The organism is Candidatus Enterococcus wittei (assembly GCF_002140175.1).
Lineage (GTDB): Bacteria > Bacillota > Bacilli > Lactobacillales > Enterococcaceae > Enterococcus_B > Enterococcus_B wittei.
Genome location: NZ_NGMO01000001.1, coordinates 804,831 through 817,253, shown reverse-complemented (window position 1 = coordinate 817,253; position 12,423 = coordinate 804,831). Strand labels below are relative to the sequence as shown.

Here is a 12,423-nt window from a genome sequence, read left to right as displayed (position 1 = left end):
CCGGAATTGCCAAGTAAACCAGGTACAAATGAAGTAGATCCAGAATTGCCAAGCATTTCAGGGGCCAATATATCAGGAACAAAGACAACTGAAACGATGACTACCGGAAGTGAAAAACTTAGTCTAGCTGAGACTGACCAGGTAACACCAAAAGCAGAATCAGTTTCTTCAACAGATAGTTCAACAAAATCTGGAAATAACGAGCAAATAACTAAACTGAAATCTTCTGATGAAACAAGTACGCATGAAAAAACGAATCCAGAAGATAAAGTCTTACCTCGTACTGGATCATCTTCAAGTACTTTTGGAAAAATTTGGGGAGTGATTTTAATAGGTCTAGCTTGGTTACTGGGGCTCTTTAAGCGGAGACGTCCAGAAAATGAGAACAAAGAAGATCGTATTGAACGTGTGATAAAAAAAGAAGAACAAGATAGAGAAAAATGATAAAAGAACCAATGCTTGTTCTGTCTTAATTTGATTACGAATAATTAAACTGCTAGAAATAGAATCCAAAATAAGGCTGGGAATTCTCCTAGTCTTATTTTGTTAGAAATAATAGGTACTATTTTCCACATTTTTTTAAATCCTTATTTGGTAAACTAAAATTTATTTTTTAAAAAAATAATGTTCAGATAAAAACTATTTAGAGGCGTAATAATTGTAGTACACTATATTTGTATAAAATAACATATAGGAGGGGAAATATATGGGATCGGTAATTAGCCCGTTAGCTACACCTTATCAATTTGAAGACTTTGTAAATCCTGGAGATGAACGGTGGGGAAGTCGGGATGGTACAGAAATAACAACAGTTGTCATTCATCATATGGCAATGACCGATTATGATGGCGTACCAGAGGTTTGGAGAGAAAGGGAAGCCTCTTCCCATTATGGTATTGGTCCAAATGGAGAAATCAGAGCCTATGTTGGTGAAGAGAAAAAAGCTTGGCATGCAAGAGCAGCTAACGCGTATTCGATTGGAATAGAAAATTGTAATATAACAAAGGAACCTGATTGGCAAGTCAGTGATCAAACAGTGGACTCTCTAGTACGTCTAATCAAAGACATCAATGAACGTTATGGAAGAAAAATGATGATCGTTGGACACCAATGTGCGGAAGGGAATTCTCCTGAAACCACACAATGCCCAGGGCCTTCCTTAATTCCACGTTTAGAAGAAATCATACGTAGAGTAAATGAAGAATACCAAAACGAACCATACTAAAAAGAGAGAGTATGTTTTTTATATTCACCTTTAGCGAGACAAGGCAAAGAACTCGAAAATAAGTTTTTCGAGTTCTTTGCCTTATTTTCAAAAAAATCATTTGTAGAATACTGATTTGATAGGACGAGAACGAGTATTGCTTCATCCTCTTTTTCATTCTGTTAAATGTTTGGTACTTGTTTTATTGAGTATATTTTGTTTATTTGAAGACTCTCGATTTTTTTTGATAGTGGCAAATCGGTTTTGAAGTTGCAATAACTTTTTCATGAAGAAAGAAATCAAATAAATGGATACAGTAGCAATCACTGCCTGCCCTATACCAAGAACAATTAAATTCAAGACTATAATGACGACGTTCGTCAATAAAACACCTGTTGCATGTTCTATGGAAAAGTACTTCTTGAAAATCAATGGAGGAACAGTGATACCTCCATTGGAAGCCCCAATTTGATAGAGAATGAAGATCCCTAAGCTAAAGAAAAAACTACCGATTACTAAGGCAACTGGGAAAAATTGGGTGATAGCCAGAACCGGTGTATAGGCTAAGAAGACTGGGAATAATAAACTACCTAATAATGTTTTAAAAAAAATGGCTCTTTCCAAGAAGAGATAGGCTAGACAAAGCATAGCTAAGTTGATTGTCCAAACGACCAATGTTCGATCAATCAGCAAAAGGAGTTCAAGGAGAAATCCAATCGATCCGACACCTGCTGAAGCAATTTGATGTGGGAGTAAAAACATGTTTAAGCTAATAGTGATGCTGATGATTCCTACAATAATCAAAGGTAATTTTTTTAATTCTGTCTTCACATGTATTTTCCTTCCTTTGTCCAGTATTTTCTAAATTATAGCAAGAGAAGAAAGGTTGCCCACGACAATTTTTTCATAGTAAAATGAAAAATTTAGTTGTAAAGAGTTATTTGTAAAGAGTTATTTTTTACATAGATAGGATCATTTTTATTTAGAATAAACACCTTCAGTTTGTTTGGCTTTTCGATATTCTTTTGGTGAAATGCCTTCTTTTCGCTTGAAGATCGAACTAAAATAATTTGGATCATTATAGCCAACTTCAGCAGCGATTATAGATAATTTGAAATTGGTCTCGCGTAAAAGTCGTTTAGCCATCGCCAAGCGATGTTCAGTTAAATAATCAATAAATGTTTGCCCCATAGCTTGTGAAAAAATCGTACTAAAATGTGAACTGCTTAAATGGACATGATCCGCGACTTCCTTTAGTGATAGATCTGGTTCGAAATAAGCGTTTTGGATGTAAGCCACAGACTGCTCTAATACATCTTTATATTGGTTCATATGGGGATCAATGTTCATTTCTTTTAGGAACTTGATCATTTGTTCAAGGTATTTCGTAAAAAGTGTAGTATCAGAAATAATGATTGGCAGATCGGTAGATGAAGCGAAGGCAAACAACTGCTTCATCTGTTGTTGTCTAATTGTAACGAGTTGAGTGAGTTCATTGATGATTAAGTGACGGAAAAGCAAAGGATCTGTATGCTGATTGGCTTGATGAATCAATTGTTGAATAAAATCAGGAATTTCATTTTTTCTCAAACTTACGAGAGATTCTTTCAAATCAACTGTTTGTTGGTAAACTTCAAGTTTACTTTGGTAATTATGGTAAGAAAGAATTTTTAATTTTGGATTGATTGTCAAATAATTTAGTAAATGAACAGACGTTTCATAGCTGTTAGCAATTTCACTGACACGATTCACTGGGTGACCAATAGCAACGACTAAACTCGCTGTATGGGTACTTAAGTTGTGATGGATCGATAAGGCGATTTGGTCAGCTTTTTTCGTCAGCGAAGAAGTATTCGTATCAAAAATCAATAGTTTGATAAAACGTGAAGATAGACAAGAAAATAAGACTTGTTGATCATAGTCAAATAAGTGGGCCATTTTTTCATGAAAGGATTCATAATCTGCAAAATTCTTATTGATATGATTGGCAATCAATAGAACCATATATTTTTTCCCAGCGATTTCACGTTGAAGTTTTCTTCCTTCATCGATTGCTTCTGACAGGCTTAATTGATTTTTGAACAGTGCGTTTAAATATAAATTTTTTTGGACATCTAATGAATAGTGGTCTATTTTAGTTAACTGTTTCCTTTGTGAAGCAGACTCTAATTTTTTAATAAGGTTTTCAAGACTTTCTTGAAGTTCTTTAGGTTTAACTGGTTTCAGTAGATATTCAGCTACTTGTAACTGAATGGCTGCTTTTGCATAGGTAAACTCATCAAAGCCACTGATAAAAATAATTTGGATATCAGGAAAAGTTTTCTTTACTTCAGAGGCTAATTCAATTCCGTTCATAAATGGCATTCGAATATCTGTTAATAGAATATCTGGATGTTGTTCAGTGATCATGGAAAGAGCAAGTTCGCCATCGCTGGCATCACCGACTAATTCAATCGGCATAGAGCTAGAAAATTCGCTAAACATCCGTTTAAGAGATTCTCGAATTAGATGTTCATCTTCTACGATAAAAACTTTATACATTTCCTTCAGTCCTTTCAATATTCTTAGTGGGAACGACGACGTGGACATGGGTACCATGATCGATTGTACTGGTGATCGTAATTTTTGCTTCAGTCCCATAATATAAAAGTAAACGTTTGTTTACATTGAAAAGACCATATCCATTGCGGAAGTTTGTACTAGAACTATCTGCCAGTTCGTGATTGATTTCCCGCAACCTGTCTTCAGGGATACCTTTACCATTATCGATGATCCAAAAGTGAAGATATTCTTTCGTGTCTAGATACGCCTTTACACGAATCTCACCGGGCCGACGAACAAGTTTGATTCCATGATATACGGCATTTTCAATCAAAGGTTGGAGAATCATTTTTAAAATCGGATATTCATGCACGATGGGATCAATCTCTAAGGAATAAGAAAGTTGGTCTCCATAACGGATCTGTAAGATCTTCAAATAATTTGCGCAGTGTTTCATTTCTTGTGACACTGAGATCCAGTCTTTTCCTTGACTCAAAGATATCCGAAAAAAATCGGATAAGGCGTAAGTCATTTCTTTGACTTTTTTGATTTCACCCATCTCTGCTAATACCAATATGGCATCCAGACTATTGTAAATAAAATGAGGAATAATCTGTGCTTGCAGTGTCCGGACTTCACTTTGTGCTAGATTGTATTGTTTCAGTGCATTTTCTTCTAAGAGAATCACTAATTTATCTGCCATGTCATTCATACTATTACTTAATTTTTTTAACTCATTATTTTGAGGAGTTTGGTTACGATGATTCAAATGTCCTTTGGCCAATGCATCAGCCATTTTGATCATTTCTTCCATCGGTTGTTGGATCTGATGGATCATCTTTGTGTTCGTATTTCTTGTTAATAAAAAAATAAAGGCGATAATGACCACTTCTAGAGCAGAAAGTATCAGTAATGAATCTCGAACTTCTTGACTTTTAGCAGCAGCGACATCAATTTCGATTTTAACGAAATCTTGCAAAATATCATGTGAAAGTTTTACCGCTGATTCAACATGAGCCATCAATGCTTGATTTTCTTCAAATGATTTTTGTTGTTGGATATTTTTGATTATTTTATCTAGGTAGTTGGTGATATTATCCAGCGAACGCAAGACGATGTTCAAAGTCGTCAGTTCTTGAGGCTCTTGTGTGCTTTTTTTGATATCGTCGATTTCTTTTTTGATACGATTGACTTGATTGCTTTTTTGAAATTCTTCAGGTGTGATTTGACCGTAGGTGAGGCCTAGTGTTTCTTCGATGACTGTTTCTTCTACGCTACTAGCAATTGTATTGGCCATTGAAATATTCGAAATACTCTTTTCATATGAAAAAAGATAGTGGGTATAAAGAGCAATGCTGATGATCAATGGAACGATCGCAAGGAATAACATCAACCAACTTGTGTTTTGTAATAGTGATTTGATGCTTTCAGTTTTCTTCATGTTAACCTCCTAATATCCTCGGGGTGGAATAGTAGAAAAATTATTTTGATCCGAAAATACGGTATCAGATACATAAATATCCTCTGGAATCGTTTTCTTTTCAAAGTGACGTTTAATCGTATTTGCTACTAGATCTCCCATATAAGGATTGCATTCCACGACACACTGGACCGTTCCTTTTTTTAATTGGTCAATCATTTCTTTTTGGGCATCGATACTAACAATGACATATTTTTTTTCGATCTTTTTTTCTTTCAACGCATCAAGGGCACCCAGTGTCATCTCATCATTATGGGAATAGATAACATCGATATCGATTAACTTCCCTTGATCTATGGCTTGGGAAAAAAGTTCCTTTGCTTTTAAACGAATATAATCCCCAGTAATAGTAGTAGTTATGTGGATTCTTGGATCACGACCAATGGTTTCTTTGAAGCCATCCGATCGGAGACGAGTAGGCGAAGTGTTTTCTGAGCCACGTAGTTCAAATACATTGATTTTTTTTTGTTCAATTTGTTGATAGTAATTAGTGACATAGAGTCCTGCGCGGCTTCCTTGTGCTTTGAAACTAGAACCAATATGAGTCAAATAGAGATCTTTTTGTTCTGTTGTGATCGTTCGATCTACGATGATCAATGGAATTTTCGCTTTTTTGGCTTCTTCCAAGACAGTGTCCCAACCAGTTTCTTGGATGGGGGACAAGACGATCAAGTCTACTTGGTAAGCAATGAACGTCATGATATCTTGGATTTGTTGTTTTGGATCCGAAAAACTATTACGATGCATGACTTGAAAATGCTGTTTTTCTAAGGCCTCTTTGATTGATTGATTTTGGGCTTTACGCCAACTACTTTCGGTTCCAGCTTGTGAAAAACCGATAGTCAGCTCTTTTTTTGTCGGCGAAATAGATTGCAAGTTGCAACCAGTTAAAAACAGACAAAAAACAAGCAGAATCAAGAAATTTTTTCTCTTCACGATATTCTCCCCTTTATAATATAGCGCTATCATTTTTATAGTACCATGCTTGTCAATTTCGTAAGAAAATCAAGATTCATCAAAAAAAAATCAAGAAAACAATCAAACTAAACGATTTTTAAGAGGAAAATTAAAGGAAAAGAGAAAAATAATCAATGAAAGCGTTTTATTTATTCTTTAGAATGAAGGTAACAAATAAGCTTTGGAGGGAAACAAATGAAAACAAGTGGAAAAAAATGGTGGTTGGCAATCGTCTTTTTATTTGTATCAATGACAACTTTAGCAGGTTGTGCGGGAGAAAATGCTTCAGGGGGCGAGAAAGGGTTCGTTGGTATCTCTATGCCGACTAAGTCTGCAGAACGTTGGATTGCTGACGGAGACAATATCGTGAAGCAACTAGAAAAGAAAGGCTATAAAACGGACTTGCAATATGGTGAAGACAAGGTAGAAAACCAAGTAGCACAAATCGAGAATATGATTACTAAAGGGGTAGATACGTTAGTGATTGCTTCAATCGATGGCTCCGCATTAACAGATGTATTGGAAAAAGCGCATCAATCAGATATCAAAGTTATCGCTTATGACCGTTTGCTGATGAATTCTGAGTATGTGGATTATTACGCTACTTTTGATAATTTTGGCGTAGGTGTCCTACAAGCAGCTTATATTGAAGAAAAATTAGGCTTGAAAGATGGAGCAGGTCCTTTCACTATCGAGTTATTTGGCGGATCACCTGATGATAACAACGCCTTGATCAACTATAACGGAGTCATGTCTATCCTACAACCTTATATTGACAGTAAGCAGTTGAATGTGTCTTCTGGGCAAACAAAATTCAACCAAATCGCCACACTTCGCTGGGATGGATCAACTGCTCAAGCACGGATGGATAATCTATTAAGCGCAAATTATACAGATAAAAAATTAGATGCTGTTCTTTCTCCCTATGATCCAATCAGTTTAGGAATCATTTCTTCTCTAAAAGGGATCGGGTATGGATCAAGTGATAAGCCACTACCAGTTATCACGGGGCAAGATGCCACAATAGCAGGCGTGAAATCCATTATTGCTGGCGAGCAGACACAAACGATTTTTAAAGATACTCGCGTTTTGGCTGATAATACTGTAGAAATGATCGAAGCAATCAACAATGACAAAGAAGTACCAGTGAATGATGAAGAAACCTATGATAATGGGGTAAAAGTGATTCCAACGTATCTAGCAGATCCAGTATCAGTAGATAAAGAAAATTATGAACAGGAATTGATTGATACAGATTATTACAGTAAAAGTGATTTAGGTGAATAAAGCATAGAACGTGTTGATGAGATAAGGAAGTGAAGAAATGGCGGATTATATTTTAGAAATGAAAGACATCGTCAAAGAATTTTCTGGTGTACGTGCATTGGACAATGTCAATTTACGAATCAAACGTGGGGAGATCCACGCATTGTGTGGAGAAAATGGTGCAGGCAAATCTACTTTGATGAACGTGTTAAGTGGCCTTTATCCTTATGGTAGCTATTCAGGAGAGATCACGTATGATGGTGAACGTTGCCAATTTAAAAATCTTAGAGATAGCGAATCAAAGGGGATCGTTATTATCCATCAAGAGTTAGCTTTGAGTCCTTATCTATCGATCAAAGAAAATATTTTTTTAGGCAATGAACAAACTAAATATGGAATGATCGACTGGAATTTGACGGAACGTAAAACGGAAAACCTGTTGAAGACGGTTGGGCTAAAAATTGATCCGAATACGTTGGTTTCGCAAATTGGCGTGGGGCATCAGCAGCTAGTGGAGATTGCAAAGGCTTTTTCTAAAAACGTCCAATTACTTATTTTAGATGAACCGACTGCTGCATTGAATGAAGAAGAAAGCGCTAACTTATTAGCCTTGATCAAAGAATTCCGTAATCAGGGAATTACTTCGATCATCATTTCTCATAAATTGAATGAGATTGTTGCAGTGGCTGATCGCATTACGATCTTAAGGGATGGACAGACGATTGAAACCTTAGAAAATATGGATATCAACGAAGAACGAATCATTAAAGGAATGGTCGGTCGGGATTTAACCAATCGTTATCCCGATCGGTATCCGCAAATTGGTGAAGTCTATTTTGAAGTCAAAGATTGGACAGTCCATCATCCACTAACAACTAATCGAATCGTCAACGATCACATCAATTTTTCAATCCGACGTGGAGAGATCGTTGGAATTGCTGGCTTGATGGGAGCTGGTCGAACCGAATTTGCTATGAGTGTTTTTGGCAAATCCTATGGCAGTGATATTAATGGAACCATCATCAAAGATGGCAAAGAATTGACTATCAAAGATGTATCCCAAGCAATCGAGAACGGTTTGGCCTACGTATCTGAAGATCGCAAATCACTAGGATTGAACCTATTGATGGATATTAGAGAAAATACGACAGCAGCTAGCTTGAATAAAATTAGCCGCAGAGGTGTGTTGGATCAAGAAAAAGAAGTGATCGAAGCAGAGAACTATCGTAAAAAAATGAGGACAAAAGCAAACAATGTCTTCCAAAATGTTGGCAGTCTAAGTGGAGGCAATCAACAAAAAGTTGTACTAGCCAAATGGTTGATGACGGAACCTGAAATCTTATTTTTAGATGAACCGACCCGTGGGATTGATGTGGGTGCCAAATATGAAATCTATACGATTATCGAAGAAATGGCTGCCTTAGGAAAATGCGTTTGTATCATTTCTTCTGAGTTGCCGGAGATTCTTGGTATGTGTGATCGAATCTATACGATGAATGAGGGGAAAATCACCGGTGAAGTGCTTAGAGAAGATGCCAATCAGGAATTATTGATGAACCTGATGACGAAAGAAGAGGAGGCAGTTCGATAATGGAAAATGTAACAAAAGAAAGTAGAGAAAAAAAAGCTTGGAATATCAAAGAGAAAGTCTTAGATATCTTTAGTAAATACAGCATGGTTATCATCTTGATTGCTCTATTGATTGCTTTTCAATTGATGACCGGTGGGATCTTTTTAAGACCTCTGAATATTACGAATATTGTATTGCAAAATAGCCATATCTTGATCTTGGCAGCGGGAATGCTGTTAGTTGTTCTATTAGGCTATGTGGATTTATCTGTAGGATCTGTCATGGCGTTTGTTGGGGCAATGGCAGGTATGTTGATGGTCAATAATGGCATTAGTCCATGGCTTGCTGTTCCTCTATGCTTACTAGTAGGAGGAGTTATAGGTGCTTGGCAAGGTTTCTGGGTTGCTTATGTGGGGATTCCTGCTTTTATTGTGACGCTTGCAGGTTTGCTGATGTTCCGTGGTTTGACACAGGTGGTTCTTGGAGGCCAATCTTTGGCACCATTTCCTTCTGCTTTTCAAAAGATGTCTACAGGTTACTTACCGGATGTATTCGGAATTCCTGGGATGCATGTGTTGACATTGCTATTAGGGGCGATTTTAGCTGTTAGTTTAGTTTTTGCACAGTGGCGGGCTAGAGCAAGACGTAAAGAAAACTTGTTTGAAGTACCATCCATGAATGCTTTTATCTTAAAAGCTGCAATGACTATTGTTCTTGTCTTAGGATTAAGCTATATTTTCGCTTCTTACCAAGGGTTTCCAGTAATCTTGATTATTTTGGGTATCATCGTAGGTATTTATGGATTTCTAACGAATCGTACGGTGGCAGGACGTCAAATCTATGCTACTGGTGGAAACTTAAAAGCCGCTCAATTATCAGGAATCAAAACAAAAAAAATCACCTTCTGGGTATTCGTTAACATGGGAATGATGGCTGCTTTAGCAGGGTTGATCCTAGCAGCGCGTTTAAATGCTGCAACGCCACAAGCCGGTACTTCTCTTGAGTTAGATGCGATGGCTTCAGTTTATTTTGGCGGTGCATCAACTTCTGGTGGGATTGGTACGATTACTGGTGCCATCGTTGGAGGTCTAGTGATGGGCGTACTAAACAATGGGATGTCTATTATGGGTGTTGGAGTCGATTGGCAACAAGCAATCAAAGGCTTGATTTTATTACTAGCAGTCGTGTTGGACATTTACAACAAAAAACGTAAAATCTCTTAAATGGAGGATAAAATGAACCCAGAAGAAGAAAAACGAATTTTATTTATTTGTACAGCAGGGATCACTTCAGGAATCTTAGTCAAAAATGTCCAAAAAGCAGCAGAAGAACGAGGTGTAGTCATTCATGTTTATTCTGCCCCCGCCATTATTGCCGAACAAATACTTCAAAACCAAGAAATCGACGGTTTGATGATTGGCCCGCAATCGGAGTATGAAGTAGCACGATTAAAAGATTTTTTGAATGTTAAAGGCATTCCATATAAACTGATTCGTAAAGAAGATTATGAAACGTTTGATGGTGAAGCGGTACTGACAGATATTTTACATTTTTTTGAATAAAAAATCGTTTTGTCCGTATCGTTTTTTACGTGTAAATAACCCTTTTCTAAATAAGTTATGCTACAATAAGGAAAAATAATTGTTCGGACAACTTCCGTAGCGTGTGAAAGGGTTGGCAAAATAGTAATGGAGAAAACAAAATATCAAATGATTGCCGATGAAATAAAAGATAAAATCATTGGACAAATATATAGAACAAATGAACCAATTCCTCCTGAACTACAATTACAAAAGGACTACCAAGTGAGTCGTCATACAGTGAGACAGGCGATTGCTCTGTTAGTCAATGAAGGCTATTTACGTAAAGAAAAAGGCTCCGGGACTTACGTAGATGATGCGTATAAGAAAATGACATCTTTTGGAAAAAAGCAAAAAACGATTGGTGTGATCACGACCTATCTCTCCGATTATATCTTTCCATCCATTATTCGTGGAATTGAAAAAAAATTAAGTGAGCATGATTATTCTTTGTTACTTGCTAGCACAAATAACGATCATCAACAAGAAAAAAATTGTTTGGAGAAGATGATTCAATTTGGGGTGGACGGTTTGATCGTTGAGCCAACAAAAAGCAATCAATACAATCCTAATCTAGCATTATATGTCCAGTTGAGAGAACAAGGAGTACCAATGGTCATGATCAATGCAGTATACGAAGAGCTGGATGTGGCTTCGATTTGTGTGAATGATGTAAAAGTTGGGATCAAAGCATGTGAGTATATGATCCAACAACAACATAGAAAGTTACTATTTGTTACTAAAATCGATGACTTGCAAGGCAAATATCGGATGAAAGGATTTATCCAGGCTTGTGAAGCACATGGTCTTTCATTTGCTTCGGAAGATATTGTTACCTATACGACAAGTACACGTAAGCAAGTGACAGAACAAGTCATCCAACGATTGAACGAAGTGAAGACCACTGGTGTGATCTGCTATAACGATCAAATCGCCAATCAGTTATTGGATGAAGTAACTGCAAAAGGAATTCAAGTTCCCCAACAACTTTCTATTATTGGCAATGATGACTCATCCCTAAGTAAAATTGGTGGAGTGAAATTAACTACTTTGACGCATCCCAAAGAAAAAATGGGACAAGATGCAGCGGAGTGGATCATTCAAGCGATTCAAACAGGAAATCGTGGGAAAGATATTCTTTATGAACCAAGCCTGGTTATTAGAGATTCCGTGACTGTTCCTAAGGTATGAGTATGAATAATCTATAGAACAAAAGTACTAAGAAATCAGCTGAGTCAAATAAGCCAGCAAATCAGAAAATAGCTTCTTCTATTTTTCGGATTTGCTGGCTTATTTTGATTGGATCGACTGAAGAAATGAAAATGATATCTAACTTCAGTTTCGATTTTTTTGACCTTCTATTTGTTTTATGTCCGATCAAAATATCCAATGTATCGTTCAAGATAAACTAGTCTTCATGTGTTTCTTCCGAAGAATACCCTTCAATCAGATCTAATAAGCTATCAAACGCATCTTTTGTATTCACCTAGTCTTATGCCAAACTAGGTCACAGATAGATTTGTCTCGATTTTTTTAAAAGAAAATTAGACCTGGGCTTATAACTTCTTCTGTATCAAAAACTCATCGACTTTTATGCCTCGGCATAAACAGTCCCCTAAAAGCTAAAAAGGCATGTCATCATTATGGTCTTGGAAGGTTTTTTTGCGATAGCATAGCTGTTTTCAGATTCATGAACAGCAAGCCTCTGTCGTGGTCATCAATTAGCAATCGTACCTCCATTTCTAAAAAGTTGTTAGTATAAATAGTTCATACAAATAATCTCTTTGAATTATTCAAGTATTTTATTTATGTCAAATTGAATAAT

At 36.6% G+C, this 12,423-nt stretch carries 11 protein-coding genes; 7 read left to right on the top strand and 4 right to left on the bottom strand.

The features are described from left to right. Window positions 1-444 (top strand): LPXTG cell wall anchor domain-containing protein (locus A5844_RS03220; protein WP_179190527.1); only part of this gene is annotated, 444 nt, incomplete at its 5' end. Window positions 445-706: 262 nt separating this feature from the next. Next, the gene (locus A5844_RS03215; protein WP_086283854.1) at window positions 707-1,225 is read left to right on the top strand and encodes a peptidoglycan recognition protein family protein; all 519 of its coding nucleotides are present in this window, start codon (window positions 707-709) and stop codon (window positions 1,223-1,225) included. Between the two features lie 153 nt (window positions 1,226-1,378). Here A5844_RS03215 and A5844_RS03210 read toward each other — a convergent pair whose 3' ends face one another. The 4 genes from A5844_RS03210 to A5844_RS03195 all read right to left on the bottom strand — a co-directional run bounded on the left by A5844_RS03210 (window position 1,379) and on the right by A5844_RS03195 (window position 6,161). Continuing rightward, window positions 1,379-2,035, bottom strand: coding sequence for a YitT family protein (locus tag A5844_RS03210; protein ID WP_086283852.1), 657 nt, complete (start codon window positions 2,033-2,035; stop codon window positions 1,379-1,381). Between the two features lie 147 nt (window positions 2,036-2,182). Next, the gene (locus A5844_RS03205; protein WP_086283850.1) at window positions 2,183-3,745 is read right to left on the bottom strand and encodes a response regulator transcription factor; all 1,563 of its coding nucleotides are present in this window, start codon (window positions 3,743-3,745) and stop codon (window positions 2,183-2,185) included. Further along, entirely contained in the window at window positions 3,738-5,186 is a 1,449-nt protein-coding gene (locus A5844_RS03200; protein WP_086283848.1) for a sensor histidine kinase, read from the bottom strand. Before A5844_RS03200 ends, A5844_RS03205 begins: the two co-directional genes overlap by 8 nt. Window positions 5,187-5,195: 9 nt before the next feature. Then, the gene (locus tag A5844_RS03195) at window positions 5,196-6,161 is read right to left on the bottom strand and encodes an ABC transporter substrate-binding protein (RefSeq protein WP_086283846.1); all 966 of its coding nucleotides are present in this window, start codon (window positions 6,159-6,161) and stop codon (window positions 5,196-5,198) included. Between the two features lie 270 nt (window positions 6,162-6,431). Between A5844_RS03195 and chvE the strand changes: the two genes are divergently transcribed. From chvE to A5844_RS03170, 5 genes are all read left to right on the top strand, one after another. After that, the gene (gene chvE / locus A5844_RS03190) at window positions 6,432-7,469 is read left to right on the top strand and encodes a multiple monosaccharide ABC transporter substrate-binding protein (protein ID WP_256924520.1); all 1,038 of its coding nucleotides are present in this window, start codon (window positions 6,432-6,434) and stop codon (window positions 7,467-7,469) included. A 37-nt stretch (window positions 7,470-7,506) separates the two neighbouring features. Then, window positions 7,507-9,039, top strand: a complete 1,533-nt coding sequence (mmsA, locus tag A5844_RS03185; RefSeq protein WP_086283842.1) for a multiple monosaccharide ABC transporter ATP-binding protein — start codon at window positions 7,507-7,509, stop codon at window positions 9,037-9,039. Next, window positions 9,039-10,241, top strand: a complete 1,203-nt coding sequence (gene mmsB / locus A5844_RS03180; protein ID WP_086283840.1) for a multiple monosaccharide ABC transporter permease — start codon at window positions 9,039-9,041, stop codon at window positions 10,239-10,241. Before mmsA ends, mmsB begins: the two co-directional genes overlap by 1 nt. A 12-nt stretch (window positions 10,242-10,253) precedes the next feature. Next, window positions 10,254-10,580 (top strand): PTS sugar transporter subunit IIB, encoded by a 327-nt coding sequence (locus A5844_RS03175; RefSeq protein WP_086283838.1) that lies wholly within the window; start codon window positions 10,254-10,256, stop codon window positions 10,578-10,580. A 126-nt stretch (window positions 10,581-10,706) separates the two neighbouring features. Next, the gene (locus A5844_RS03170) at window positions 10,707-11,789 is read left to right on the top strand and encodes a GntR family transcriptional regulator (protein WP_086283836.1); all 1,083 of its coding nucleotides are present in this window, start codon (window positions 10,707-10,709) and stop codon (window positions 11,787-11,789) included. Window positions 11,790-12,423 lie beyond the last annotated feature (634 nt).

Bases quoted from the DNA above. Each gene is read 5' to 3' on its own strand.
- A5844_RS03170 (WP_086283836.1), top strand. From the start codon at position 10,707: ATGGAGAAAACAAAATATCAAATGATTGCCGATGAAATAAAAGATAAA.
- A5844_RS03215 (WP_086283854.1), top strand. From the start codon at position 707: ATGGGATCGGTAATTAGCCCGTTAGCTACACCTTATCAATTTGAAGAC.
- chvE (WP_256924520.1), top strand. From the start codon at position 6,432: ATGACAACTTTAGCAGGTTGTGCGGGAGAAAATGCTTCAGGGGGCGAG.
- A5844_RS03175 (WP_086283838.1), top strand. From the start codon at position 10,254: ATGAACCCAGAAGAAGAAAAACGAATTTTATTTATTTGTACAGCAGGG.
- mmsB (WP_086283840.1), top strand. From the start codon at position 9,039: ATGGAAAATGTAACAAAAGAAAGTAGAGAAAAAAAAGCTTGGAATATC.
- mmsA (WP_086283842.1), top strand. From the start codon at position 7,507: ATGGCGGATTATATTTTAGAAATGAAAGACATCGTCAAAGAATTTTCT.
- A5844_RS03205 (WP_086283850.1), bottom strand. From the start codon at position 3,745: ATGTATAAAGTTTTTATCGTAGAAGATGAACATCTAATTCGAGAATCT.
- A5844_RS03200 (WP_086283848.1), bottom strand. From the start codon at position 5,186: ATGAAGAAAACTGAAAGCATCAAATCACTATTACAAAACACAAGTTGG.